Annotated in this window: 28 protein-coding genes and 1 tRNA gene; 10 read left to right on the top strand and 19 right to left on the bottom strand. The window is 66.4% G+C overall.

Annotated features, from left to right (window positions below; genetic code table 11):
• The first annotated feature begins 14 nt into the window (after positions 1 to 14).
• Entirely contained in the window at positions 15 to 695 is a 681-nt protein-coding gene (locus tag ACTWQA_RS50845) for a Crp/Fnr family transcriptional regulator (RefSeq protein WP_371825713.1), read from the top strand.
• Here ACTWQA_RS50845 and ACTWQA_RS50840 read toward each other — a convergent pair.
• Genes ACTWQA_RS50840 through ACTWQA_RS50825 form a run of 4 tightly spaced genes read right to left on the bottom strand, consistent with a single transcriptional unit; the run spans position 677 to position 2,925 of the window.
• On the bottom strand, positions 677 to 1,468 hold the full coding sequence (locus ACTWQA_RS50840) for an MBL fold metallo-hydrolase (protein WP_443166027.1): 792 nt from the start codon (positions 1,466 to 1,468) through the stop codon (positions 677 to 679). The two genes, ACTWQA_RS50845 and ACTWQA_RS50840, sit on opposite strands and share 19 nt — an antisense overlap.
• A complete protein-coding gene (locus ACTWQA_RS50835) occupies positions 1,465 to 2,268 on the bottom strand; it encodes an NUDIX hydrolase (RefSeq protein WP_443166026.1) in 804 nt (267 codons plus the stop codon). Before ACTWQA_RS50835 ends, ACTWQA_RS50840 begins: the two co-directional genes overlap by 4 nt.
• A gap of 46 nt (positions 2,269 to 2,314) precedes the next feature.
• Positions 2,315 to 2,773 carry a RidA family protein gene (locus ACTWQA_RS50830; protein ID WP_443166025.1) on the bottom strand — a complete coding sequence of 153 codons (459 nt, stop codon included), beginning with the start codon at positions 2,771 to 2,773 and terminating at the stop codon, positions 2,315 to 2,317.
• Positions 2,770 to 2,925, bottom strand: a complete 156-nt coding sequence (locus ACTWQA_RS50825) for a hypothetical protein (RefSeq protein WP_090945153.1) — start codon at positions 2,923 to 2,925, stop codon at positions 2,770 to 2,772. Before ACTWQA_RS50825 ends, ACTWQA_RS50830 begins: the two co-directional genes overlap by 4 nt.
• 77 nt (positions 2,926 to 3,002) lie before the next feature.
• Here ACTWQA_RS50825 and ACTWQA_RS50820 point away from each other — a divergent pair, with 77 nt between their 5' ends.
• Both ACTWQA_RS50820 and ACTWQA_RS50815 read left to right on the top strand, forming a co-directional pair.
• Positions 3,003 to 4,004, top strand: coding sequence for an ArsA-related P-loop ATPase (locus ACTWQA_RS50820; RefSeq protein WP_443166024.1), 1,002 nt, complete (start codon positions 3,003 to 3,005; stop codon positions 4,002 to 4,004).
• Positions 4,001 to 5,128, top strand: coding sequence for an ArsA family ATPase (locus tag ACTWQA_RS50815; protein ID WP_305914324.1), 1,128 nt, complete (start codon positions 4,001 to 4,003; stop codon positions 5,126 to 5,128). Before ACTWQA_RS50820 ends, ACTWQA_RS50815 begins: the two co-directional genes overlap by 4 nt.
• Before the next feature lie 61 nt (positions 5,129 to 5,189).
• On the opposite strand, the gene ACTWQA_RS50810 is transcribed toward ACTWQA_RS50815, so the two are convergent.
• Positions 5,190 to 5,486, bottom strand: a complete 297-nt coding sequence (locus ACTWQA_RS50810; RefSeq protein WP_020542548.1) for a WhiB family transcriptional regulator — start codon at positions 5,484 to 5,486, stop codon at positions 5,190 to 5,192.
• Positions 5,487 to 5,728: 242 nt separating this feature from the next.
• On the opposite strand from ACTWQA_RS50810, the gene ACTWQA_RS50805 reads away from it, so the two are divergent.
• Complete coding sequence (locus ACTWQA_RS50805; RefSeq protein WP_443166023.1) at positions 5,729 to 7,993, top strand: transglycosylase domain-containing protein; 2,265 nt, start codon at positions 5,729 to 5,731, stop codon at positions 7,991 to 7,993.
• Positions 7,994 to 8,385: 392 nt separating this feature from the next.
• Here the strand turns inward: ACTWQA_RS50805 and ACTWQA_RS50800 are convergent, their stop codons facing one another.
• Positions 8,386 to 8,844, bottom strand: coding sequence for a GatB/YqeY domain-containing protein (locus ACTWQA_RS50800; RefSeq protein WP_305914322.1), 459 nt, complete (start codon positions 8,842 to 8,844; stop codon positions 8,386 to 8,388).
• Between the two features lie 89 nt (positions 8,845 to 8,933).
• Between ACTWQA_RS50800 and ACTWQA_RS50795 the strand changes: the two genes are divergently transcribed.
• Both ACTWQA_RS50795 and ACTWQA_RS50790 read left to right on the top strand, forming a co-directional pair.
• Positions 8,934 to 9,797 carry a metallophosphoesterase gene (locus tag ACTWQA_RS50795; protein ID WP_443166046.1) on the top strand — a complete coding sequence of 288 codons (864 nt, stop codon included), beginning with the start codon at positions 8,934 to 8,936 and terminating at the stop codon, positions 9,795 to 9,797.
• Positions 9,798 to 9,862: 65 nt separating this feature from the next.
• Positions 9,863 to 9,936: transfer RNA gene (locus ACTWQA_RS50790), tRNA-Pro, on the top strand.
• Between the two features lie 102 nt (positions 9,937 to 10,038).
• Here the strand turns inward: ACTWQA_RS50790 and ACTWQA_RS50785 are convergent.
• The 10 genes from ACTWQA_RS50785 to ACTWQA_RS50740 all read right to left on the bottom strand — a co-directional run bounded on the left by ACTWQA_RS50785 (position 10,039) and on the right by ACTWQA_RS50740 (position 15,804).
• Complete coding sequence (locus ACTWQA_RS50785; protein WP_443166022.1) at positions 10,039 to 11,220, bottom strand: tyrosine-type recombinase/integrase; 1,182 nt, start codon at positions 11,218 to 11,220, stop codon at positions 10,039 to 10,041.
• A 4-nt stretch (positions 11,221 to 11,224) separates the two neighbouring features.
• Positions 11,225 to 11,377, bottom strand: a complete 153-nt coding sequence (locus ACTWQA_RS50780; protein WP_443166021.1) for a CopG family ribbon-helix-helix protein — start codon at positions 11,375 to 11,377, stop codon at positions 11,225 to 11,227.
• 99 nt (positions 11,378 to 11,476) lie between these two features.
• Positions 11,477 to 11,659, bottom strand: coding sequence for a helix-turn-helix domain-containing protein (locus ACTWQA_RS50775; protein WP_443166020.1), 183 nt, complete (start codon positions 11,657 to 11,659; stop codon positions 11,477 to 11,479).
• A gap of 162 nt (positions 11,660 to 11,821) precedes the next feature.
• Positions 11,822 to 13,648, bottom strand: coding sequence for an FtsK/SpoIIIE domain-containing protein (locus tag ACTWQA_RS50770; protein WP_443166019.1), 1,827 nt, complete (start codon positions 13,646 to 13,648; stop codon positions 11,822 to 11,824).
• Positions 13,645 to 13,989, bottom strand: a complete 345-nt coding sequence (locus tag ACTWQA_RS50765; protein WP_443166018.1) for a hypothetical protein — start codon at positions 13,987 to 13,989, stop codon at positions 13,645 to 13,647. Before ACTWQA_RS50765 ends, ACTWQA_RS50770 begins: the two co-directional genes overlap by 4 nt.
• 31 nt (positions 13,990 to 14,020) lie before the next feature.
• Positions 14,021 to 14,209, bottom strand: a complete 189-nt coding sequence (locus ACTWQA_RS50760) for a hypothetical protein (RefSeq protein ID WP_443166017.1) — start codon at positions 14,207 to 14,209, stop codon at positions 14,021 to 14,023.
• A 52-nt stretch (positions 14,210 to 14,261) separates the two neighbouring features.
• Positions 14,262 to 14,393 (bottom strand): hypothetical protein, encoded by a 132-nt coding sequence (locus tag ACTWQA_RS50755; protein ID WP_443166016.1) that lies wholly within the window; start codon positions 14,391 to 14,393, stop codon positions 14,262 to 14,264.
• Positions 14,394 to 14,400: 7 nt separating this feature from the next.
• Entirely contained in the window at positions 14,401 to 14,592 is a 192-nt protein-coding gene (locus tag ACTWQA_RS50750) for a hypothetical protein (protein WP_443166015.1), read from the bottom strand.
• A 3-nt stretch (positions 14,593 to 14,595) separates the two neighbouring features.
• Positions 14,596 to 14,955, bottom strand: coding sequence for a hypothetical protein (locus ACTWQA_RS50745; protein WP_443166014.1), 360 nt, complete (start codon positions 14,953 to 14,955; stop codon positions 14,596 to 14,598).
• A gap of 525 nt (positions 14,956 to 15,480) precedes the next feature.
• Positions 15,481 to 15,804: a hypothetical protein gene (locus ACTWQA_RS50740; RefSeq protein WP_443166013.1), complete on the bottom strand. Its 324-nt coding sequence runs from the start codon at positions 15,802 to 15,804 to the stop codon at positions 15,481 to 15,483.
• A gap of 232 nt (positions 15,805 to 16,036) precedes the next feature.
• Here ACTWQA_RS50740 and ACTWQA_RS50735 point away from each other — a divergent pair, with 232 nt between their 5' ends.
• Complete coding sequence (locus ACTWQA_RS50735) at positions 16,037 to 17,464, top strand: helix-turn-helix domain-containing protein (RefSeq protein ID WP_443166012.1); 1,428 nt, start codon at positions 16,037 to 16,039, stop codon at positions 17,462 to 17,464.
• On the opposite strand, the gene cutA is transcribed toward ACTWQA_RS50735, so the two are convergent.
• The 3 genes from cutA to ACTWQA_RS50720 all read right to left on the bottom strand — a co-directional run bounded on the left by cutA (position 17,430) and on the right by ACTWQA_RS50720 (position 19,481).
• Complete coding sequence (cutA, locus tag ACTWQA_RS50730; RefSeq protein WP_443166011.1) at positions 17,430 to 17,759, bottom strand: divalent-cation tolerance protein CutA; 330 nt, start codon at positions 17,757 to 17,759, stop codon at positions 17,430 to 17,432. The two genes, ACTWQA_RS50735 and cutA, sit on opposite strands and share 35 nt — an antisense overlap.
• Before the next feature lie 106 nt (positions 17,760 to 17,865).
• A complete protein-coding gene (locus tag ACTWQA_RS50725; protein WP_443166010.1) occupies positions 17,866 to 18,732 on the bottom strand; it encodes a hypothetical protein in 867 nt (288 codons plus the stop codon).
• A 227-nt stretch (positions 18,733 to 18,959) separates the two neighbouring features.
• On the bottom strand, positions 18,960 to 19,481 hold the full coding sequence (locus ACTWQA_RS50720) for an ISAs1 family transposase (RefSeq protein WP_443166045.1): 522 nt from the start codon (positions 19,479 to 19,481) through the stop codon (positions 18,960 to 18,962).
• 314 nt (positions 19,482 to 19,795) lie between these two features.
• Here ACTWQA_RS50720 and ACTWQA_RS50715 point away from each other — a divergent pair, with 314 nt between their 5' ends.
• The 3 genes from ACTWQA_RS50715 to ACTWQA_RS50705 are packed head-to-tail and all read left to right on the top strand — an operon-like array spanning position 19,796 to position 23,008.
• Entirely contained in the window at positions 19,796 to 20,887 is a 1,092-nt protein-coding gene (locus ACTWQA_RS50715) for a tyrosine-type recombinase/integrase (RefSeq protein ID WP_327586885.1), read from the top strand.
• Positions 20,884 to 21,714 carry a tyrosine-type recombinase/integrase gene (locus ACTWQA_RS50710; RefSeq protein WP_443166009.1) on the top strand — a complete coding sequence of 277 codons (831 nt, stop codon included), beginning with the start codon at positions 20,884 to 20,886 and terminating at the stop codon, positions 21,712 to 21,714. The genes ACTWQA_RS50715 and ACTWQA_RS50710 overlap by 4 nt, the downstream gene beginning before the upstream one ends.
• A 52-nt stretch (positions 21,715 to 21,766) precedes the next feature.
• Positions 21,767 to 23,008, top strand: coding sequence for a site-specific integrase (locus tag ACTWQA_RS50705; protein ID WP_443166008.1), 1,242 nt, complete (start codon positions 21,767 to 21,769; stop codon positions 23,006 to 23,008).
• Positions 23,009 to 23,128: the final 120 nt, after the last annotated feature.

Below are 23,128 nucleotides of genomic sequence, written 5' to 3'. Positions count from 1 at the left end.
GCAGAGGAGGCAGAGTGAACACCGAAGATGTGCTGGGCAAGGCCCCCCTGTTCGCCGCGCTGGACCGCGAGAGCGCCGCGGCGCTGCGCACGAGCATCACCGAGGTCCAGCTGTCCAAGGGACAGACGCTCTTCCACGAGAACGAGACCGGCGACCGGCTCTACGTCGTGCTGGAAGGCAAGATCAAGCTTTCCCGCACCTCGCCCGACGGCAGGGAAAACCTGCTGAGCGTGCTGGGGCCGAGCGAGATGTTCGGCGAGTTGTCCCTGTTCGACCCGCGGCCGCGCACGGCCACGGCGACGGCGCTGACCGAGGTGCGGCTGGCGGGCCTCGGCCATGACGACTTGCGCCCGTGGTTGACCGGCCGTCCCGAGGTGGCGCTGCATCTGCTGCGCGCGCTCGCGCAGCGGTTGCGCCGCACCAACGACGTGCTGGCCGACCTGGTCTTCACCGACGTGCCGGGACGCGTGGCCAAGCAGCTGCTCGACCTGGCCGAGCGGTTCGGCACCAAGACCGAGGACGGCCTGCGGGTGCACCACGACCTCACGCAGGAGGAGCTGGCCCAGCTTGTCGGCGCCTCCCGGGAGACGGTCAACAAGGCGCTGGCCGACTTCGCCGGGCGTGGCTGGCTGCGGATCGAGGCCAAGGCCGTGGTCATTCTCGACATGGATCGGCTCTACAACCGTTCCAGGTAGTCCAGCTGGGCTTTCACCGACATCTCGGCGGCCGCCCACAGCGACTTGTCGACGTCGGCGTAGACGATGCGGACGATCTCGCGCGGCGTGCGCGCGCCCTGTGCCTGCGCCGCCCTGATCTGGTCGAGCCGCTGACGCCTGTGCGCGATATAGCCGTCCAGCGCCCCGATCGGGTCCGGCAGCACGGGCCCGTGCCCGGGCAGCAGCGCCCGCGCCTCCAGGCCCTCCGCCGCCGCCCTGAGCCGGTCAAGGCTGCGTAGATAGTCGGCCAGGCCGCCGTCCTGGGCGATGATCGTGGTGCCCCGGCCGAGCACCGTGTCGCCGGTCAGCATCGCCCCATCGGCGGGCAGCCAGAAGCACAGCGAATCGAACGAGTGGCCCGGGGTGCCGTACACGTGGAGCTCCAAGCCGGCCACGGTCACCACATCGCCGTCGGCGAGTCCCTCGTCGCCGAGCCGGTGACGCGGGTCCAGGGCGCGTACGGGCGCGTGCGTCATCGCGGCGAAGGACTTGGCGCCGCCGCTGTGATCGATGTGTCCATGGGTCAGCAGGATCTGGGTGACGCGACGGCCGGCCAGGTGATCGTGTATGCGGCGCAGGTGCCGGTCGTCGTCCGGCCCCGGGTCGACGACGATCACCTCCTCGCCGGCGCCGATCACCCACGTGTTGGTGCCGTCGAGCGTCATGATCGACGGATTGGGGGCGAGCAGGTTTTCGGCGTGCCCCGTACGCGAGCCGTCAGGCGTGTCGATCGGGATGTGCAAACCACTCATGTCATCACCAGCCGCATCTCGCCCCCGATCTCCACGGCCCTCGGCATGATGGTCACGATCTCCCGGTGCGCGGCCAGGACCTCGGCCACGCTGTCGTACGCCGACAACTCGGTCAGCGTGTGATACGTCGGCGGCATCAGAAAGATCTCCCTCCGGTGCGCCAGCTCGATCGCCTCGGCCGGACGCCGCCACGCGACCTGGTCGGCCTCGCCGCCGACGTCACGGGTGCGCTGGCCCTCGGGCAACACGGCGACGAAGAAGCGGGTGTCGAAGCGCCGCTGCTCGATCTCCGGCGTGATCCAGTGCGCCCACGGCTTGAGCAGGTCCGACCGGAGCACCAGGCCACGCCTGGCCAGGAAGTCGGCGAAGGCCAGGCTCCGGTCGATCAGCGCCAGCCGGTCGGCCTCCCAGTCATCCCCTGTCGTGTCCGCCACCACGGAGCCGGGTCCCGGGCCGGCCAGCAACACGCCGGACTCCTCGAACGTCTCGCGCACGGCCGCGCACACCAGGCCGCGGGCGACCTGCTCGCTCGCGTGGAACACCGCGCCCCACTCCGCCGGCGACGGCCCGGCCCAGGCCACGGCCTGGTCGGTGTCGCGGCCGTCGACCGAACCGCCGGGGAAGACGTACGCACCCGCCGCGAAGGCCATGGTGGACTTCCGTCGCAACAGGTAGACCTCGGGCCCCTCCCGGACAATCACCACCGTCGCGGCGTCCCGAGTGGGCACCGGCTCGACCCGTCCGGCGAGAACATCCCTGGCCCGCGCGGCGAGCTCAGCTGGAAGCGGAAATCCGGTCACATGACCTCCTTCTAGAACATCACTCGGTCATGGTGACATATCCCGCTCAGGCGACTTCGGCGATCACCTCCACCTCCACGGGCACGTCCAGCGGGAGCGCGGACACGCCGACGGCGCTGCGCGCGTGCTTGCCCGCCTCCCCGAACACCTCGGCGAACAGCTCACTCGCGCCGTTGCCGACCTTCGGCTGCTCGGTGAAGGCCGGATCGCTGGCCACGAACACCACGACCTTGACGATGCGCCTGACGCGCCCCAGATCGCCGACCTCCGACTTGAGCGCGGCCAGGACGTTGAGCCCGCAGATGCGGGCCATCTCGGCGCCTTCCTCAGTGGTCAGCTCCGCGCCCAGCTTGCCGGTCCTGGCGGGCTTGCCGTCGACCAGCGGCACCTGACCGGAGGTGTAGACGAGGTCTCCCGTGCGTACGGCCGGCACGTAGGCCGCCACCGGCTTGGGGACCTCGGGCAGCGTCAGGCCGAGCGCCTCGAGGCGCTCCTCGGGCGTCACTGCTTCTCCCGCTTGAAGTAGGCGACCAGCTGCTCGGGCGTGGCCCCCTGCAGGATCTGGACCAGCTCCCAGCCGTCCGATCCGAAGTTGTCGAGGATCATCTTCGTGTTGTGGATCAGCACGGGGGCTGTGAGGTACTCCCATTTCTTCATGACGGTCACATTAGTGTGAGCAATCTCAAAGGGTGGTCACCGGCTTTCGACAAGTGACCGTTCGGTAGCCTCGAAACGTGGACTCTCCGGACACGGACTGGGCCGGCGTACGGCTCCATGTCGTCACTGGAAAAGGCGGCACGGGCAAGACGACCGTAGCCGCGGCCCTCGCCCTGGCCTTGGCCTCGGGCGGGCGCAAGGTGCTCCTGGTCGAGGTGGAGGGCAGGCAGGGCATCGCGCAGATCTTCGATCTGCCGCCGCTGCCGTACGAGGAACGCAGGATCGCCGTCGCGCCGTCCGGTGGGGACGTGTACGCGCTGGCGATCGACCCCGAAGAAGCCATGCTCGAGTACATGGAGATGTTCTACGGGATGCGCCGGGCCGGCCGGGCGCTGACCAAGATGGGCATCGTCGACTTCGCCACCACCGTGGCGCCGGGCTTCCGCGACGTGCTGGTCACCGGCAAGACCACCGAGGCGGTACGCAGGCGGGGCAAGAACGGCCGCAGGATCTACGACGCGGTCGTGCTGGACGCGCCGCCCACCGGCCGCATCACGCGCTTCCTGAACGTCACCAGGGAGGTCGCCGGGCTGGCCAAGGTGGGGCCGATCAAGAACCACTCGGACCTCGTCAGCGGTGTCGTGAAATCTCCGGAGACGGCGGTGCACTTCGTGACGCTGCTGGAGGAGATGCCCGTTCAGGAGACGCTCGACGGCATCGCGGAATTGCGTTCGGCCGGGCTGCCCGCCGGTGGGATTTTCGTCAACATGGTGCGTGAATCCCTGCTCCCGCAGACCGCTCTTGACACGGCTGTCAAGGGCCGTTTCGACGTCGGCGAGCTCGTGCTCGGGCTCAAGGCGGCGGGGCTGGCCGACGGCGCCGAGGCCGCGACGCTGGCCGGGTCGCTCGCCGAAGAGGTGGCCGAGCACGCCCGCCGCACCGAGCTGGAGCAGGCCGAACGCGAGTCGCTGGCCGGGGCGGGGCTGAAGAGGTACGAGCTGCCGCTGCTGGCCGACGGCGTGGACCTGGCGGGACTGTACGAGCTGGCAGAGAGCATCCGCACCCAGGGAGCAGCGTGAAGAAGCCCACCAGGCTGGACATCGACGCGATACTCGACGACCCCGGCACCAGGATCATCGTCTGCTGCGGCGCCGGCGGCGTGGGCAAGACCACGACCGCGGCGGCGCTGGGGCTGCGCGCGGCCGAGCGCGGCAGGTGCGCCGTCGTGCTGACCGTGGACCCGGCGCGACGGCTGGCGCAGTCGATGGGGCTCACCGAGCTGGACAACACCCCACGGCTGATCAGCTCACCGGACGGCGACGGCCAGCTCTACGCCATGATGCTCGACATGAAGCGCACGTTCGACGAGATCATCGAGGCGCACGCCGATCCCGAGCGGGCCCGCCAGATCCTGTCGAACCCCTTCTACCAGTCGCTGTCCTCCAGCTTCTCCGGCACGCAGGAGTACATGGCCATGGAGAAGCTGGGCCAGCTGCGCCGCTCCGACGAGTGGGACCTGATCGTCGTTGACACGCCGCCGTCACGCTCGGCGCTCGACTTCCTCGACGCTCCCGAGCGGCTCGGGCGCTTCCTGGACGGCCGGTTCATCCGGCTGCTGACCGCTCCGGCCAAGGCCGGGGGGCGCAGCGCCTTCCGGCTGCTCAACGCCGGGTTCGGGCTGATGGCCGGGGCCATGACCAAACTGCTCGGCGCCCAGGTGATCAAGGATCTGCAGACGTTCGTGTCCGCGCTCGACGCCGTGTTCGGCGGGTTCCGGCAGCGGGCGGAGATGACGTACAAGCTGCTGCAGGCCCCTGGCACGGCCTTCCTCGTGGTGGCCACGCCGGAGCGCGACGCGATGCGCGAGGCGTCCTACTTCGTCGAACGGCTCGCCGAGGAACGTATGCCCCTGGCCGGCCTGGTGGTCAACCGGGTGCACATGTCCCCTGCCGTCGCGCTCTCAGCGGCCCGTAGCGCCGCCGCGGCCGAGGACCTGGAGTCCCGGGGCGAACACGAGCTGACCACCGCCGTGCTGCGGCTGCACGCCGGGCGGATGCAACTCAAGGCCCGCGAGAGCCGCGAGCGCGAACACTTCGTCTCGGCCCACCCCACGGTGCCCGTGGCGCAGGTCCGCGCCATGTCCGAAGACGTTCACGATCTTGCCGGGTTGCGGCAGATCGGCGAGCTGCTGGCGAGCACGTAGTCGTCTCATAAACGTACGGCCGGCGGACGGCGCCGGCCGTACACGGCTCGCCGGGCTTGGCTCAGCCCGCGATCAACTCATTGGTCCGCTCGTACTCTTCCTTCGCCGACTCGAGCAGCTCTCGCCACGAGTCCACGTCGGGTCGCCGTCGCAGGAGCGCACGACGTTCCCGTTCGGTCATACCGCCCCACACCCCGAACTCGATGCGATTGTCCAGCGCATCGGCGAGGCATTCAGTACGGACGGGGCAACCCCGGCAGATGAGCTTCGCCCTGTTCTGCGCGGCGCCCTGCACGAACAGGGCATCCGGATCCGCACCTTTACAGGCGGCACGGGAGGTCCAATCCGTGATCCACATTTTCGACCCCACTCCCCTTAGGTGGTCAGTCGTCATTTGGGGCCGACGGGCGCGGGCGCCGAGCCTCCGTATTCAGTTGCCGCAGAGGAGAACGTACGCAACGAGACGTTCGGGCCGACAGACCCCAGAGGACCAAATTCTCGCGGCAGTCTTGACCGGGAATGACTAGTCACCCCCACCAGTCAAGGTGAAATGGGGGTCGGATACCGAAAACGTCAGGCTTTCCACGTACTCTTGGATGCGTGCAAGCGCAGCGCAAAGATCGCTCCAACCCCATCCTGGCCCTCCTGCGTCTGATCATCGCGGGGACCGCCGCTGGGGTGCTCGCGGCCGCCGTGGCCTTGCCTGCGGTCGGCGGCGCGGGAGTGTCGGCGAAGAGCGCCGTCGAGGCCCTCGACCTCAAGCCCGAAGAGCTCGACGAACCCCCTCTTCCCGAGCGCACGATCCTCCAAGACGCCAACGGCAAGGAGATCGGGCGTTTCTACTACGAGAACCGCCAGTCCGTACGCCTCGACCAGGTCGCTCCGATCATGCGGACCGCCCTGATCGCGATCGAGGACTTCCGTTTCTACCAGCACGGGCCGATCGATGTGGAAGGAACGGCCAGAGCGCTCCTCAAGAATTTGACGCAGGGCGGCGTGACGCAGGGCGGCTCGTCGATCACCCAGCAGTACGTCAAGCAGGTGCTGGTCAACAAGGCCGAGACGCCGGAGGAGCAGGCGGCGGCCATCGCCCCGACGCTCTCCCGCAAACTGGCCGAGCTGCGCTACGCGATGGCCATCGAGGAGAAATACGCCAAGGACCAGATCCTCGAGAAATATCTCAATATCGCTTACTTCGGCGCCGGAGCCCACGGCATCCAGGCCGCCGCCAAGCGCTTCTTCGACAAGCCTGCCTCCGAGCTCACCCTCGTCGAGGCCGCCACGCTGGCAGGCGCCGTGCAAAACCCCGCCAGGACCGACCCCAACGTCGGCCCCGAGTCGCGGGAGCGGCTGCTGCAGCGGCGTAACACCGTGCTGGACCGCATGGTCGTACTTGGCAAGATCACGGCGCAGGAGGCCACCGACGCCAAGGCGAAGAAGCTGGGATACAAGGACGTCGAGTTCCCCGGCGGCTGCGAGGCCAGCAAATATCCGTACTTCTGCCTCTACGTCCAGTACGAGATCCTCAACAACGAGGAGTTCGGCAAGAACCCGGACGAGCGGAGGAAGCTGCTCCAGCGGGGCGGTCTGACGATCAAGACCACGATCGACCCCAAGATGCAGGCGGCCGCCGACAAGGCCATCAAGGAGTTCGTCTCCCGCAAGGACAAGCCCGTGGCCTCGCAGGCCATGGTCGTCCCCGGCACCGGCGAGATCAAGGCGATGGCCGCCTCGCGGACGTTCGGCGGGAGCAAGAAGAAGAACGAGATGAGCTACAACATCGTGGCCGACGCGGCACACGGTGGCGGCACCGGCTTCCAGCAGGGCTCGACCGCCAAGGTCTACACGCTGGCCGCGGCGCTGGAAGAGGGCCTGAAGTACGGCGACGGCTTCCCCGCGCCCGCCGGCTACCGGGCGGGCGGTTACAGCACCTTCAAGAACTGCAAGGGCCAGAACGTCGGCGACCCGTCGCACGAGGTGCGCAACTCCAGCGAGGGCGGCGGCGGCTTCAAGACCCTGGAGAGCGGCACGTGGGGCTCGGTCAACACATTCTTCGTCAAGCTCCAGGAGAAGGTCGGGCTCTGCAGCGTGGTCAAGATGGCCAAAAAGCTCGGGGTCAAGCGGGCCGACGGCCAGAAGCTGTCTGAGGTGGAGACGTTCACGCTGGGGGTCAACGAGGTCGATCCGATCACGATCGCCAGCTCCTACGCGGTCTTCGCCTCGCGCGGGCAATACTGCAAGCCGCTGGCCATCACCGAGATCAAGGACAGGAACGGCAAGGCCAAGCAGTACAAGCCCAAGTGCTCGCAGGTCCTGGAGGAAGAGGTCGCGGACGCGGTCAACGGCATCCTGTCGGGCGTGTTCACCAAGGGCACGATGCGCGAGGTCGGCGGCATCGGCCGGGACGCGGCGGGCAAGACCGGCACCACCGACAACTATATGTCGGCCTGGTTCGCCGGCTACACGCCGAACCTGGCCTCGGCGGTCAGCCTGGGCGACCCGCGCGGCGCCTCCGGCCACAAGCTGACCAGCATCACGATCGGCGGACGCTACTACTCGTACGTGTACGGGGCGTCCATCTCGGGGCGGATCTGGAAAGAATCCATGATCGACGCCTTGAAGGGGATCGAGGCGGCCGACTTCACGCCGGTGGACCGATCGCGCTTCGGCGGGTGCACGGAGCAGTGTGCGCCCAAGCCCAAGAAGGAGAAGAAGGACGAGGAGGGGCCCAGGGACGGCGACCCATTCGACATCTTCGACCCGCCGGACCGCGGCGACGGGCCGCCGGAGGGGGACGGGCCGGGCAACGACGACGGGCGGGGCCGCGGCGGCGACGCCGGCCCGATCGTCGTCCCCGGCGACTGAGCCGGTCCGCCGCCACGGGCCTGCGCGAGACCCGGCCACGGGCCTGCGCGAAAGACCCGCCTCGGGTCTGCAGGCCCAGCCGCAGGTCTCCGACCCCGTCGGCTGATCATCACCGCCGCTTACCGGGCCTCATCGCGATGGCCACCGTTTACCAGGGCCGCATCGCGATCGCCGCCGCTTACCGAGGGCCCATCGCAATCGTCACCGCCGCTTCCTGCACCTCGTCCCGGCCTCGCCGCCTGACGGCCCTGCACCGAAGCGCGGCGGGTGGCGACGAACGCAGGCGATCATGCCGACCGGCGGCGGCGTAGCGGGCCTGTACAGCGGTGGCGGGCGTCAGCCGGCGACCAAAGGGGCCCTGGCGGCCAAAGGGGCCCTGACGGTGGCGGGCGTCAGCCTGCGGCCAAGCGGGCCCGGACGGTGGCAGCCACCCGACCCCCCTCGGCCCTCCCCGCGACCTTCGGATTGACGACCTTCATGACCTGCCCCATGGCCTGCGGCCCAGAGGCGCCAGCCTCGGCGATGGCGGCGTCGACGAGCTCGACCAGCTCCTCGTCGGACAGCTGCGCCGGCAGGTAAGCCTCCAGCACCGCCTGCTCGTCCAGCTCCGCCTGCGCCTGCTCGGCGCGCCCGGCGTTGCTGAACGCCTCCGCCGCTTCCCGCCGCTTCTTGGCCTCCTTGGTCAGCACCTTGATGATCTCGTCATCCGAAAGCTCCCTGGCCTGCTTGCCGGCGACCTCCTCGACGTTCACCGCGGCAAGTGCCATGCGAATCGTCCGGAGACGGACCTCGTCCCGGCTCTTCAGCGAGGCCGTCAGATCGGCCTTCAGCTTGTCTTTCAATGCGCTCATGCGGTCCATCTTGCCGCCTGCGCGGACACCTCGCGCCGGATGTCGGGCATCATGAGTAGGTGAGGAAAGCCGTCGCAGTACCTCTGTCCATGCTCGGTCTCGGCCTGGCCGGGCTGGGTTACGCCTCTGTGGTGGAGCGCAACTCGTTCCGGCTGCGCCGCTTCGACGTGCCCGTGCTCCAGCGCGGCCAGCGTCCCGTGCGCGTCCTCCACCTGTCGGACCTGCATCTGACGCCGCGCCGCACGATGCTCATCAACTGGGTCCGCTCGCTCGGCGCGCTCAAGCCGGACCTGGTGGTCAACACCGGCGACTCGATCGCCCACCCGGACGCCGTGCCCTCGCTCCTCCACGCCCTGGAGCCGCTGCTGTCCCGCCCGGGCCTGTTCGTCTACGGCTCCAACGACCTCTACGCCCCGAAGCCGAAGAACCCGGCCCGCTACCTGTGGCGCACGTCCAGAAACGAACGCCGCCAGCACATACCCAACCTCCCGTGGGAGGAGCTGGGGGCAGGCATGGCGTCCGAGGGCTGGCTCGACATGAACAACACCACGGCCCGCATCAAGGTGGCCGACCTGGACGTGGCGGTGGCCGGCATCCACGACTCCCACATCTCCCGCGACCGCTACGACCTGGTGGCCGGGCCCGTCCCGGCGGACGCCGACCTCCGCCTGGGCGTCATGCACTCACCGGAGCCCCGCAACATGAGCCTCTTCGCCGCCGACGGCTACCAGCTCCTGCTGGCCGGCCACACCCACGGCGGCCAGCTCTGCATCCCGTTCTACGGCGCCCTGGTGACCAACTGCGGCATCGACCGCGCCAGGGTGAAGGGCTTGAGCCACCACGAGTCCGCCTGGCTCCACGTGTCCGCCGGCCTCGGCACCTCCCCATACGCACCTGCCCGCTTCGCCTGCTTCCCCGAGGCCTCCCTCCTCACCCTCGTCCCCCGGAGATAAAGGCGGTCACAAGCACCTTGAGAGTCCGCTAGACTTTTCCAAGCACGCGCAAGACCGGCGTGCGCCGGGGTGTAGCGCAGCTTGGCAGCGCGCTTCGTTCGGGACGAAGAGGTCGTGGGTTCAAATCCCGCCACCCCGACACTGTTTGACCAGGTAGAGGGCTTGATTCGCTAAGCGGGTCGGGCCCTTTTCCGTTTCTGGAAGTCGATAGGAGCCAATCGGGGAGCCATCTCACTCGGACTCAACCCGTCGGCTTGTCGCCGAAGATTGTGTTCATGGTGTGGGCGCCCTTGGTGATCACCGGCTTGAGCTGGTGCCGGTAGACCGCCTCTGTGACGCTGGTGCCCGCGTGCCCGACGAGATCGGCGATGGTCTCGATGGGAACGCCCTGGTCACTCATGATCGAGACGAACGAGTGACGCAGTTCGCGGGGTGTCCAGTCGGTTCCGATCCCCGCGTTCTTGGTGATGTGCCGGAACGCTCGCCGTACGTTTGCCGCGTCCAGCGGGGTGCCGACGCTCGTGCAGAACACCAGGTTGTGATCTTGCCATGCCTCGCCCGCCTTGAGCTTGTGGGCGGCGTGGCGCCTGTGGTGTTGCCGGAGTGCCTCAGCGGCGAGCTTGGGCAGTTCCAGCGTTCGGCGCGACTTGCGGGTCTTGGTGTCACCTCCTACTCGGTCAGCTCGCCACACGTAGATGGCGAACCTCTTGTGCTTGAACCCTGCCTCGGTCACCGGGTGCCACGCCTTGAGGCTGGGGATCCAGGCGATGACGTGATCCCAACGCAGTGCGCGGGCTTCCTCGGTGCGGATGCCCGTGGTGAGGCTGAGCACCACGTAGGCGTGGAGTCCGGACGACTCTGCGGCTTTGAGCATCGCTTCTGCCTGCTGCCGGGTGAGTGCCTTGCTGGGCCTGCCATCCTTGCCCGTGGGCGTGGTGACCAACTCGGCGACATTCCTCAGCACCAGGTCACGTGCCTGAGCTTGCCGGATGGCCCGCTTCAGCACGCTGTGGACATCTCGCAGTGTCCGGGTGGCCAGGTCGCTTGAGAGTTCGTCGAGCCACTCATCCACGTGATCCGCGCGTAGCTGCTGGAGCTTGAGGTTCCCCAGCCTGGGGATAACGTGCGTCTCGGCGAGGATGCGTTGCTTGGTGACGGTGCTCCCGGACCTGCCCTTGAGGCCCTTGCTGAGCCAGTCGTTGACGGCATCGCGCACGGTGTAGGTCTCCGATGCGGTGATGCCCGCCTCAAGGTCCTTGACAGCCTTGATCAGCTTGTCCTTGACCGCCGTCTTGGTCTTGGCCTTGCGCTTGAGGCGCTGGCGCTTGCCATCTGGGCCGAAACCGAGGGAGATGGCTCCGGTGTAGCCGTCCCCCTCGGGATAGATGGTCGCTTCGTACTTGCCGATCAGGATCTTGGCCAAGGGATCACCCCTTCTCGTGACGGTTGAGGTACTCCTCTATCGCCTTCCTGATCACCCACGACACATCTCGTTCCTGCGACTCGGCGTACCTGCGGAGACGGTCTTTCAGGTCCGCGTCCACCCGTACGGGAGGCAGGGTCGTTCGGTCGCTCGTCATTGACGGCTTCCTTTCGTGTCATGCAGTTATCAAGAGGCGCTTGCCGGTTGTGCGGCGGTGCCGCACAACCGGCCCTGTAGAACGTTGTAGCACGCTGTTCTACGCCTCGTCTATCGCTTCCAGCAAGGAAATGAAGTCGGCGAGGTGCCGGTCGGTGATCCGGCGGAGCTTGCCGATCTTGATGCTCTTGAGCTGGCCGGTACGGAGAAGGAAGTAGACCTTGTCGCGTCCGATGTTCAGCATCTCCGCGACTTGTTCGACGGTGTATGCCTGCATGTGCATCCCCCCTCTCGTTCGTCGGGCGGGCGGCTCCCTTCCTTGCGGGGTTCCCGCGCACGGTCGATGGCTACGGAGTGTGATTGTCCGTTCGTTCGTCCGTCCGCGTCTGTCGCGCCCTATACACGCGCAGACGCGCGGACGGACGCGGACGGCGGACGCGGACGATTACGGATCGTGTATCTCGGGGAGGGCTCGCCAGCGTCCCCGCGCGACCTGTTCGACCTGGCGCGCACGGCCCAGATCCTGAAGACGTTGGTAGACCCACGTGCGGCGCATGCCGGTTACGTGCATGAGATCACCGATGGTGACCCCATCGCCGGGTGCTTGACTCAGCGCGGTTGTCAGGGCCTCCTCAGCCTCCCGTACGGCGTTGTCGCGGGCGTGCCGTGGTGACGGCCGGACGGTGGATTGTGGCGGTGTGGCGGGCATCTCGGCTGCGCGTTGCAGGGCTTGAGCCGATACCTCGTCGAGGGGCGGGCGGTGTTCGGCGTGCTGTTCGGCGGTGGCCTGTACGCGCGCGTCGTCCATTAGGTAGGTCCGGGCGCGGCGGGGGATGTCGTGTTCCGGGGAGCTGATCAGGAACTTGCCGGGGGCGTCCAGCTTGTGCGGGTGCCATCCGGCCTTGACCATGCCCTGTCCCAGGATGAGGTCACCGTCGCGGGGTTCCCGGACGCGGAAGCACAGCCGGACATCCATCTGTGAGCGGACCGCGCTCTTGCCCATCGCGTCCTTGGAGGGGCGTTGGGTAGCGGCGATCAGGTTCACCGCTGGTGCGCGGCCACGTCGGGCGATCGAGTCGGCGTAGTCGATCGCGCGTGGGGCTTCGCTGGCCAACTCGGCGTACTCGTCGATGATGATGATCAGCGCGGGTCTGTCCGGCGAGGGTTCCCAGACGCGTTCGCCGCGTTGCGTGAGGTCGTCGGCGCGTCCGTCGAGGATGATCACGGCGTCGGCAAGTAGGGCTTCTGCCTCTTGCGGGGTGGTGGCCAGGCGATCGATGCATGATGCCCAGGGCAGCAGTTCCATGCCGCGCTTGAGGTCGACCGCCCACAGGATCACATCTGGGCAGGCGGTCAGGTCCCCGAGCAGGACGTTCACGCCGCCGGACTTGCCCGCGCCGGACATGCCCGCGAACAGCCCGTGGCGTCGCAGGAGGGGGACGCGGACGGGCGCGCCGTCTTCGAACAGCCCGAGCTTGGCCGGTTGCGTGATGGTGGTGATGGAGGGGCCTGGCCAGGCGATGGCGTCGGCGTGCGGGTCGGTTTCGATCACTCGTACGTCGGCGCGGTTGGCCTTCTTGCTGGTCACCGGCTGGACGCGCACGCCGCCGCGGGTGGTGCCGAGCGCCGATTCCAGGCGGGGGATGGCGTTGACCGCGTCTTCGACGGTCTGGCCGACGCCCAGCCCGAGGCGGAAGCGGTAGCCCCACAGGTCCACCATGGCCGATTGGATGCGGGATCCGGCGAGGCCGACGGCTTGGGCGATGTCCGGCCAGGCGGCCAGCGTGCGCTCGACACGTACGCGGGCGCGCCTGCGACGGTGCGCCCACCAGGGCACGGCCAGCACGAAAGCGCCGATGCCGAGCACGGCGGGCAGGGGTGTCGTGAACGGCCCGAAGTGGGCGGCCAGGGTGAGCCAGGTTCCGGCGAACGCCGTGGTGACGGCGGCATAGCCGCGTTCGATCGGGCGGGGGATGTTGACCCATCGGCCCCAGATGGCCAGCGCGCCAGCCGTCCCGATCGTGCTGAGTACGATGGTGGGCCACCATTCGGGGAACCATCGCCGCAGGATCATGCCGCTGATCAGGACAGAAACGGCGACGGTGAGCGGGGCGAGTTCGGATCGGTAGCGCCAGGTCAGGCGGGCGATTCCGGCGATGGCCAGGGGCGCGAACTCCAAGTCGTCGATCATGGCGACGGGTTGGACGCCGTAGCGGCGCATCCTGCGAGCGTTGCGGCGCAGTTCATAGCGCGATGCCCGATGCTTGCTCATCGGCCCTCTCCGCCCGTCTCGGCGGTGTGGGTCTGGGCGTGCAGCTCGTCACGCACGTAGTACAGGGGGTCGTCGTCGCCGTCGTGATCGGCCGCCAGGGTGGCGCGGATGGCGGCCAGCAGGTTGGCGCGCTGGTAACGGACGCTGGCCAGTTCGGCGCGAAGACCGGTGACCTCATCGATCAGAGCTTCGATGTCGTCGAGGGCGGCGATCACGTGCGCCAAGATGGGGAGAAGCGGCAGGGGGTCTCGGGTGAGTGCCGCCAGGAGTTGAGCGGCGGTGGTGTTGCGGTGGGCAACCTCCTGAAGATCAGTGTGCGGGTACGGGTGGCGATGGGTCATTAGGCATCACATCCTTCGGTTGGGGACGGGGTCAGTGGCCGGTGATCCAGCTCAGGGCGGCGCTGAGGACGGCGCGGATGTCGGGAGCGAGCGTGGTAGCGGCCAGCAGGAAGCCGAACAGCAGGCAGATCAGCGCGTGCCACCAGCGCAGGCCCAGATAGCGCCAAGCGATGAACACCAGCGCGCCGAACACGAGCACCAGCGGAACAGTCACGTTCATGGGGCTTCACCTCCTCTCACAGGAGTTCGGGGGGCTGGGGACGGAGGGCGGGCTAGATGCCGTCGTGCCGGGACTTGCGGCGGAACCAGCGCCAGCGGGCGCGGCACTTGCGGCAGCGCCGGTTTCCGGGGGTGGCGTTGGCGCCGCACAGGCACCGGCCAGGCAGGATCGGGAGCGTGCGCATCAGGGCTTCACCTCCTCCCGGCGTAGGCGGTCTGCCGGCTGCGGTGGTCATGGGTGCCCAGCAGGCGACGGCTCAGGGTTCCAGTCAGGGCGTGGCGGCGATCCTCGGCGCGGATCGCGACGACCAGCACCACGAAGAGCACCAGCGTGGCGGCCCCCAGGACCAGGGCGAGGAACACGATGAAGAGTCCGAAGTCCACTGCTCACGCCCCCTCGATGTCGTCGAGGGTGATCGCGTCGCGGTAGGAGTCCAGCGCTTCGCGGCGGGCCATCGCTGCCTGCGTGATCAGGATGGCTTCGTAACGGACGCTGCCGAACTCGGCACCGGCGACGTGGTGTCCGTTCTCGACCGTGGGCGTGGTGCCCAGCAGGGCGGCGATCCGCTCGACTTCGGCGATCGCCTCAGCCTCGCTGCTGGCGTCGGTGTCGTAGTTGGTGTGGACCGACACCCGAACGGTTCCGTACTTGGGAACGGGCACGTGCGGGTGGCTGTCCAGGAAGGTGGCCAGGGCACGCAACCCGGCGGTCAGTTCGCTGCGGTGGTGGCGCTGAGCTGTGTTCATCTAGATCACATCCCTTCCGTTTCCGGTGACCTACGAGGCGAAGGTAGGTTTCGGGGAAGGGCTGAACCCATCACGCGGTGTGATCATGCGATGAGATCAAAAACATCCGGCGATGAGATGGATTAGATCCTGTGGTGAGATAAGCCCCAGCTCACAGCGCGTGCCCACACAAGAGGACCCCCGACAGAGCCCCTTGGGAACTGGCGCTCTCACGAGCGCAGAAGGGCTCTGCCGGGGGCGTTGACGCGACGGTGCGGGACACAGTGGGCAGGGCGTGAGAGCCGTCAACCGCACCGTCGCGCGTCAGGGAGGCCCGTCCATTCGCGTGCGAATTCGAGCCTGCAAATACAGGTGATACAGCCCAGTGGCGGTGTAACCGTCACGGATGTCATCGACATTCAGATCGAACCAGTCGAGGAATTCGACTCTCGAAAGCGCCTCGTATGTTGCGTGACGCTCCCCCAGGAGGACCGCTTCATGAGCGTCCGGATGGGCCTTGCTCCACTTCTCAAGTGCCACGCCCGATCACGACCCGCCCGGCGTGGAAGAACCTCTGGTACGAAGATCGCCGTAGCGGATGGCGATACGTTGAGCAGCCCGCTTCGGGTCTGTCGCGGGATGGCAGACATAGGTTGCGCGGGCGCGTCGCTCATTCCAGCCTGCACGCCACCAGAAGAGATCACCGTTCGTCCACACGACCAGACCACGCCAGACCGACACCACGGCCAGCCCGTAGCCGTCGTTCACATCGGCCGTGATCCCGTGCTGGGCGAGCTCTCGTCTTAGCTGGTCAGCCACGGCAACCGGGTCCATGGAGGTGAGGCGTATCGCCTCGTGCTCCCCAGTCATGGAACCGGCCTCCCGCAACTCCGCTTTCCCGAGCAAAGGAACGGGCGGAAGCCAGACAAATGCGGATCTTTGAAACTGCCTCAGATCAGCTCTGACCTGCGCCACGAACTGATGTGAGGCTCCCAAGCAAACCGGTTTCGCAGAATCTCACCGTGATATCTCACGGTGTGATGGACTTGAAGAGCTTCACTTCTCTCGAAAGGCTGCGCTACCAGGGGAACGGAACGCCGCCATGACTGTGGATCAAGAGCGAGTGCGACAAGTTCTTGAGACTGTTTTCGCACGTCAGGACGTGGAAGACGTGTGCAAACAGCGTGATCTCGGCGGAGTGATCCGCATCCTCACCAAGTACGGCATCACCCAAGGGCAGATCGCGAACTTCACCGGGATCCCCCAAGGGCGCATCAGCGAGTACAAGAGCGGCAAGCGCATCCCGACCGCAAAGCATACATTTGAGGCGTTCGCTGATGGTTTGGGCATGCCTGCTCCCTTGCGTCGCCATTTGGGCTTGGCGTCCTCCGGTGGCAGAGGCGGTGCACAGGTCGTCAGTGACGGTGTCCAGATCCCCACAGACACTTTCGACTTGCAGATCTTCGCTGAAGCGATCGGGAAAAGGGGCGAGCCGTTGAAGCGCCGCGAATTGCTGGCTATGGTCGCACAACTCGGTGCCCAGTCAGCTCTAGCTCAGAATGAGGCGTGGGAGAAAGTCGCATTCGCGCTGTCAAGGCCAAGCGCAATTGACGAAGCAGTAGTACGGGAGATGGAAGCGAGGGCCGCTGGCTTCCATCGCCTCGAAGAAATGCTCCCCGCACATACGATTTACAAGGGGCTGGCGGCCCACTTGAACGAAGTCGGAACCATCCTAAACGGCACAGCCACGGATCCCAAAGACGAGCTTCGCAGACGCTTGATCGTGGTTGCCGGCGAAAGCAGCGTGCTCGCCGGTTGGATCGCAACAGATCTGGGAAACGTATCAGCTGCGCGGAACTTCTACGACACGGCCGAGAAAGCCTCCAAAGAGGCCAACGACCCGGCCATCATCGCCTGCGCATTCGGATACAGAAGCTACATACCAAGCGGCAAGGGAAACCATGGGCGGGCGCGCTCGCTCCTGGCAACCGCGCTCCAGCATTTGCCCAGGGACACATCTCCTGGCACCACATCGTGGCTGGCCGCGAGACACGCAGAAGAAAGCGCGGCACTAGGAGAAAAGGAAGCAGCCCTTCAATCCTGGGCTAACGCCAGCGAAGCGTTCAATATCGCCGATCCGGAAGAGGATCGCGTATGGACAAGATTCCTAGACCGGGACCGCTTCGACTCCTTCCAGATCTCAACCTACGCCCAAATCGGCCGACTAGACGAAGCCGAACAAGTAGCACGTGCCGTCATAGCACGCCTACCTGAGGTAGAACGAAAGCGAGCAGGCATCATTCTTGGCGACATCGCCACAGCTCACATCGTGCATGGCTCAGTGAAAGAAGCCGCCAAAGCAGCCAGAGAAGGTCTCGCGATCATCCGCGAAACGGAATCCGGCATCTGGCTACCGCGATTCATCGTGCTCGCAGAGTCACTCAGGCGCTGGCAAACTCAACCACCAGTCCGGGCATTCCTGGAAGAATTGGCCGTCACGAAGCGTCAATTCTCTGCGTCTCCGCGCTAATCCAGTCCAGATAATCGCCGCTCCCTGCAGCAATTTCGGTTGCGATGATTTCAGGTGTCTCGTAACTGTGGTTGGCCTTGATGTGGTTCTCAAGCGCAGCCAGTAGAGCGCTCCTAGTTTTGATGACCAACTGCCATTCCTGCTCGTCGCGCAAGGTGCCTCGCCACCAGTAGAGGGACCGAATCGGCCCGACGATCTGAACACATGCGGCAAGCCGCGCCTCTGTAATGCTCCGCGCCAGATTTTCCCCATCTGTCGGACTCTCAACAGTCGTTAGGACCTGCACGTATTCCATCGCTCCTCCTCGTGTGTCCATTGGGCACTATCTACCAAATCGGCTTGACGCTCGTCCGGTGCACCGCAGCTAGGACGGTAAGTCGGTGCACGAGCGATCGGAAGGGTTAGGGTGAGGATTCCGAAAAACCATATAGATTGATTCGTTCTCTTGCGGCGTCGGGTGCTGTCACCCAGAAGGGCTTTCCCTCGTTATCGATAACCGTCGTTTTCTTTTCTGTCCCAATCTCCCAATGGAGTGTGGCTGTCCAGGAGCATTGGCGCGACGTTGTATGCGCGTAGAGAACTAGTTCTTCGATATCTGATTCAGAAACTGTGTAAGGAAAATCTATTGCCTCATCATCGCCGCCATCGGCGTTTGGGACGTTCTTGCGCACTATAAGTTGGACGGAGGGAGGATTCTTATCGAGATCCAACAGAAAGCGTCTAGGTGATAATTCACCGGCACCTCCGTAGCCAACCCACGTTCCCTGTATTGGAGGTCGTCGCTCATGGACTGTAACCGACATCCCTCTAAGCACAACGGCCTTACTGGAGGTTCCGGCAATCGTGACTCTCGCTGCCGCTCCACCCGCGGCGGTCACTCCGCCCTCTTTCTGTACCCACTCTGCCCACTCCTCTTCTTTCGCATCAACGGAAGGAGCGGCGCTCAATTCGGCCTTTTTCTTTGAAAATACCCACCCATGGTTGCTGTCGTATAGTGGACTTATAGAAGCAGTGATGGAAGTTGTTGGTGAGGATGGAGAAGCAGTGATGGAAGTTGTGGGTGAGAATGGAGACAGTAACCCGCCGAAGTCTTCAAGTATAGCGACAAAGGGGGCCGCAATGATCGCAATGAGAACGCCCGTCCAGATCGCCTTCGCTGAAGGGCTCTGTCGTGACCACCATGTTTTCGCGCCACGACGGCGTTTAGCTTGACGGTCGCCTTTAGGGCGTCGTGCATCTTTGGAAGGCTTTTGGTTGGATCGTTTCATTGGAGCCCCCTGGGGTCCGATGTAGCCCTCTCGATCTTAGACCCTCGATTCATCGTGTGGAAGCCGGACCAAGTTCGTGTGCATTTCTGTTGTTGCTGGGGCGGCGGCCTCTACTTGGCGCGACGGGTTAGGGTGGGATTTTTGGTCCTGTACCTGCCGCAGCGCACCGTTCTTGAAGCGCCGAGTTAGCCAACAAGCAGGCCACCGCCACCAGGGCCGAAGCGTTCTCATGTTGTAAGACCGAGGAGCTGGAGTCCGTCGGCGGGATGACTGCGGTAATGGTCGGTGGCGGCGGTGATGTTGGTCCAGCCGATGAGGCGGGTCAGACCGATGGCCAGATTTCGGAGGCTCGCCATGATCCGGGGTGCGGTGCCGGTGCGGATTTTGGAGGCGTCCTCGCGGAAGGTGACGTCGCGGATGTGGTGCAGGACTTCGATGCTCCAGTGGCCACGGATGAGCGTGGCGAGCTGGGCGTGGGTGATCCGTCCCGGTGGGAGGCTGGTGACGGCGTAGATGGTGACGATGGTGGTCTTGCCGGTTCGGTGGTCGGTGCGGCGGCGTTTGACCTGGATCGCCTGGGCGGCGTACGGGAAGGGCAGATCGGGGCGGACCGTGCAGATCTTCATGCGGCGGATCTCGCGGCGGCCGTGGCCGGTCTCGTCGGTGCGGTCGTTGAGGACCGCTTCGCGCCAGGGCAGAGTCTTGAGCCGGCGGTGCAGCGTGGGCTGGTTGCCCTTGGCGATGAACAGGTAGTGGCCGCCGGCGGCGATGATCTGGCGGGCGTGTTCCTGCTGGGTGTGCAGGGCGTCTTATGAGGACCTACGGGTTATGCCGACCTCCTGCTGGTTTTCCTGAGTGGCCAGCAGTATCCAGACGATGAGGTCGGCATAACAGGCTCTCGATCATGTTTCTGCCTCTCCTAACACGTGGAGAGGGGAGGAACATGAGAGATCCAGCACTGGTCCAGGTTCTGGGACCACTGGCGGCGTTCCGGGCAGGCTTCAGCGACGAGTTGGAGCTGGTCGGTTACTCACGGGAAGTCCGGGTCGTCCATCTTCGGCTGATGGCGGGTCTCAGCCGGTGGCTGGGAGAACGCGGCATGGACTGTTCGGCGGTGCGTACGCCGCTGCTGAAGGAGTTCGTCGCTGATCGCCGGGCCGGCGGGTGTCGCGATGGGCTGTCACTACGGGCGCTGCGACCGCTGACGGAGTATCTGCAGAAGATCGGGATCGCGCCGTTGCCCGGGCGGGAGCAGGCGCTCGGGCCGGTGGAGTCGTTCCTGGCCGAGTACGCGGTCTATCTCGCTCGAGAACGCGGACTGGTCTCAGCCACCATCCAGCGTGAAGCGGACTTGATCCGTCCGTTCCTGACCGGACGGATCCGCGACGGGCGCCTCAATCTGGAGACACTGACTGCCGTCGATGTGACTGCGTTCATCCTGGCCTGCGGGCAGAACGTCGCACCGGCGACGGTGCAACGCACGGCTACGGCGCTTCGATCGCTGCTGCGATTCCTGCATCTGCGCGGAGTGACTGGCTCCTCACTGGTGGGAGCCGTGCCTACGGCCGCCAACTGGAAGCTGTCCGGGCTTCCCAAGTACCTCACCAGTGAGCAGGTCACTCGGCTACTCGCCTCGTGCGACCTGACCACCCCGGTCGGGCGGCGCGATCGGGCGATGTTGTTGATGCTGACCAGGTTGGGGCTGCGGGCCGGTGAGGTGGCCACTCTGCGCCTGAACGACATCGACTGGCGGCGGGGCGAGATCGTGGTGCGCGGCAAGGGAAACCGGCACGACCGTCTGCCGCTCCCAGTCGATGTCGGAGAGGCGGTGGTGGCCTACCTGAGCGCAGGTCGCCCGGCTCCGGCGAAAACCCGGGCGGTATTCGTCGGGATTCGTGCCCCGCACCGGCCCTTGACTCGTGGCGCGGTCACGCAGGCGGTGGCTCGCGCTTCCCGCCGCTGCGGCATGGGGACCATCTTCGCGCACCGACTGCGTCACACCGCGGCGACCAGCATGCTCCATGCCGGGGCGTCGCTGGAAGAGATCGGCCAGGTACTGCGTCATCAGCACGCGATCACCACCGCGCAATACGCCAAGGTCGACTACGAGGGACTCCGTGCGCTGGCTCGTCCCTGGCCCGGGGAGAGCACGTGAGCGACCACGTGAGCCGATTGCATCAGCGACTGGAGGAGTACCTGGCCATCCGCCGGGCCATGGGGTTCAAGATGGAGCGGCACGCCAAGCTGCTACGGCAGTTCCTGGAGTATCTCGCGGCGAGCCAAGCCACGACCGTTACCGTCGACCATGCTCTGGCCTGGGCGGCCTTGCCGAGCTCAGCGCGCCCGCGCTGGTGGGCGATGCGCCTGTCGATGGTCCGCGGTTTCGCGGCCCACCTGCATGCGATCGATCCAGCACATCAGATACCGCCCCGCGGGTTAATCCCCAGCGGCCACCGACACGTCGTTCCTTACCTCTATACCGATCACGAGATCGCCGCTTTGGCGCGGGCAGCCGGACAGTTGCCCGTCCCGTTCCCCGCCGCGACCTATCAGACCTTGATCCGGCTGCTGGCCGTCACCGGCATGCGCATCGGAGAAGCCATCCGGCTCGACCGCGAGGACTTCGACGCCACGCTCGGCGTGTTGTCGGTGCGCGACACCAAGTTCGGGAAGACCCGGCAGCTGCCGCTTCACCCGACGACTACCGCTGGGCTGCGGGACTACCTGCGGCTATGTGACCAGGTCATACCCTGCCCGCGATCATCTGCCCTGTTGCTGTCCACCCGGGGCTGCCGGTTGCGTTACAACCGGGTCTGGGAGATCTTCCACGCGCTGGTGATCCGCGCCGGGTTGAGGTCGCGGTCATCGGGATGCACCCCGCGCATTCACGACCTGAGACATTATGTGGACGGCTGGGTTATGTGCCCTGCCGCGGCGTTTCCGCTGCTAGTGGCGGCGGAGCCCGTCTTGCCGTCCGCATAATCCCGGCGAAGGATCACCTTGTTCATTCCTCCACCGAACAGGGGTGATCCTCATGGGAGAGGCAGATGTCAGGGCCGCCGCGGGCCGTGTCCTGGCGGCACTACGTGAGGCAGGAAGGTCCGAGGGCACGATCCGGCGCTACCAGGCTGTGCTGGACCGGTTCGCGGTCTTCCTGGCCGGACGCGGTCTGAGCACGGCGAGCGACCAGGTGTGCGTGGATTTCATCGCCGGCCAGACTGGGACCAGGCTGGGGGCGCTGCGGGAGCCAGTGCCGGGCAGGGATGTCAAGGCGGTTCGCCGGCCGGCGGTCTTGATGGCGGACGCGCTGGCAGGCCGGGCGGTCGTCATCGGTCGGCCGGTGATCCCGGCGAAGGACGGCTGTCCTGCCCGGTTCCGCCCGCTCCGGGACGACTACGTTGCCTCGTGCCGGGCGCGCGGCAACGCTGAGGCGACCGTGGCCGCGAAAGACAAGGCGGTCAGCCGTTTCCTGGGCTACCTGGACGAGACGGGTGCCGGTGACCTGGCGGCCCTGGGCGTGCGGGATGTGTCGGGTTTCCTGCTGCGGCAACGCGGGCTGCGCCGCAAGACCGTCGCGGGCATGAGGTCGTCCCTGGCGGACTTCCTGGCCTTCCTGGCCTCCTCGGGCCGGGGACCGCAGGGCCTGGCCGACCGGCTGCCGCCGCACCGGCACCTGCGCCACGAGTCCGAGCCGCACCTGTGGACCGCTGAGGAGATCCGGCGGCTGCTGACCGTGATCGACCGCCAGTCCGCCACCGGCAAGCGCGACTACGCGATGATCCTGATGACCGCACGGCTCGGCCTGCGGATCTCCGACCTGCGCCAGCTCGAGCTCGGCGACCTGGACTGGCGGGCGAAGACCCTCACGATCATCCAGCACAAGACGGGCCGGCCGCTGAGCCTGCCGCTGCTGGACGACGTCGGCTGGGCGGTCATCGATTACGTCCGGAACGGCCGCCCCGAGACCGCCTGCGCGAAGGTGTTCATCAAGCACCGCCATCCCTTCGACGCGTTCGGCTGCTCCTCCTCGGTTGCCAGCCGGCTGTCGCGCTACGCTGCCCGCGCGGGGATCGAGTTCCCGCCCGGGCAGGTGTGCGGGATGCATTCCCTGCGCGGCGCGCTGGCCGTGGCCATGATCGGCAACGGCGCGCCGATGCCAGTGATATCGGCCGTCCTCGGACATGCCTCAAGCGACACGACCCAGGCCTACTACCTGCGCTTTGACGTCGAACGGCTGCGATGCTGCGCGCTGGACGTCGAAGACGTCCTCGGCTAGAAGGCTTAGCCGCCCGGAGGCGGTCATGGTGAGCCGGAGTTTGTTCGAATGAGCTCGAACGGGCTGGTTTAGGCGGGGTTTAGGCGGCGAGGCCTGCCTGTTGGGCGAGGTCGTCGATCG

Source organism: Nonomuraea sp. 10N515B, from assembly GCF_052245915.1.
Lineage (GTDB): Bacteria > Actinomycetota > Actinomycetes > Streptosporangiales > Streptosporangiaceae > Nonomuraea.
This window is presented reverse-complemented; position numbering and strand designations above follow the sequence as displayed.

What these genes read in the sequence shown, in the direction of transcription:
- ACTWQA_RS50840 (WP_443166027.1), bottom strand. Translation starts at nt 1,468, where the DNA reads ATGAGTGGTTTGCACATCCCGATCGACACGCCTGACGGCTCGCGTACG.
- ACTWQA_RS50825 (WP_090945153.1), bottom strand. Translation starts at nt 2,925, where the DNA reads ATGAAGAAATGGGAGTACCTCACAGCCCCCGTGCTGATCCACAACACG.
- ACTWQA_RS50810 (WP_020542548.1), bottom strand. Translation starts at nt 5,486, where the DNA reads ATGTGGATCACGGATTGGACCTCCCGTGCCGCCTGTAAAGGTGCGGAT.
- ACTWQA_RS50800 (WP_305914322.1), bottom strand. Translation starts at nt 8,844, where the DNA reads ATGAGCGCATTGAAAGACAAGCTGAAGGCCGATCTGACGGCCTCGCTG.
- ACTWQA_RS50795 (WP_443166046.1), top strand. Translation starts at nt 8,934, where the DNA reads ATGCTCGGTCTCGGCCTGGCCGGGCTGGGTTACGCCTCTGTGGTGGAG.
- ACTWQA_RS50780 (WP_443166021.1), bottom strand. Translation starts at nt 11,377, where the DNA reads ATGACGAGCGACCGAACGACCCTGCCTCCCGTACGGGTGGACGCGGAC.
- ACTWQA_RS50775 (WP_443166020.1), bottom strand. Translation starts at nt 11,659, where the DNA reads ATGCACATGCAGGCATACACCGTCGAACAAGTCGCGGAGATGCTGAAC.
- ACTWQA_RS50770 (WP_443166019.1), bottom strand. Translation starts at nt 13,648, where the DNA reads ATGAGCAAGCATCGGGCATCGCGCTATGAACTGCGCCGCAACGCTCGC.
- ACTWQA_RS50765 (WP_443166018.1), bottom strand. Translation starts at nt 13,989, where the DNA reads ATGACCCATCGCCACCCGTACCCGCACACTGATCTTCAGGAGGTTGCC.
- ACTWQA_RS50760 (WP_443166017.1), bottom strand. Translation starts at nt 14,209, where the DNA reads ATGAACGTGACTGTTCCGCTGGTGCTCGTGTTCGGCGCGCTGGTGTTC.
- ACTWQA_RS50755 (WP_443166016.1), bottom strand. Translation starts at nt 14,393, where the DNA reads ATGCGCACGCTCCCGATCCTGCCTGGCCGGTGCCTGTGCGGCGCCAAC.
- ACTWQA_RS50745 (WP_443166014.1), bottom strand. Translation starts at nt 14,955, where the DNA reads ATGAACACAGCTCAGCGCCACCACCGCAGCGAACTGACCGCCGGGTTG.
- ACTWQA_RS50740 (WP_443166013.1), bottom strand. Translation starts at nt 15,804, where the DNA reads ATGACTGGGGAGCACGAGGCGATACGCCTCACCTCCATGGACCCGGTT.
- ACTWQA_RS50735 (WP_443166012.1), top strand. Translation starts at nt 16,037, where the DNA reads ATGACTGTGGATCAAGAGCGAGTGCGACAAGTTCTTGAGACTGTTTTC.
- cutA (WP_443166011.1), bottom strand. Translation starts at nt 17,759, where the DNA reads ATGGAATACGTGCAGGTCCTAACGACTGTTGAGAGTCCGACAGATGGG.
- ACTWQA_RS50725 (WP_443166010.1), bottom strand. Translation starts at nt 18,732, where the DNA reads ATGAAACGATCCAACCAAAAGCCTTCCAAAGATGCACGACGCCCTAAA.
- ACTWQA_RS50715 (WP_327586885.1), top strand. Translation starts at nt 19,796, where the DNA reads ATGGCGGGTCTCAGCCGGTGGCTGGGAGAACGCGGCATGGACTGTTCG.
- ACTWQA_RS50705 (WP_443166008.1), top strand. Translation starts at nt 21,767, where the DNA reads ATGGGAGAGGCAGATGTCAGGGCCGCCGCGGGCCGTGTCCTGGCGGCA.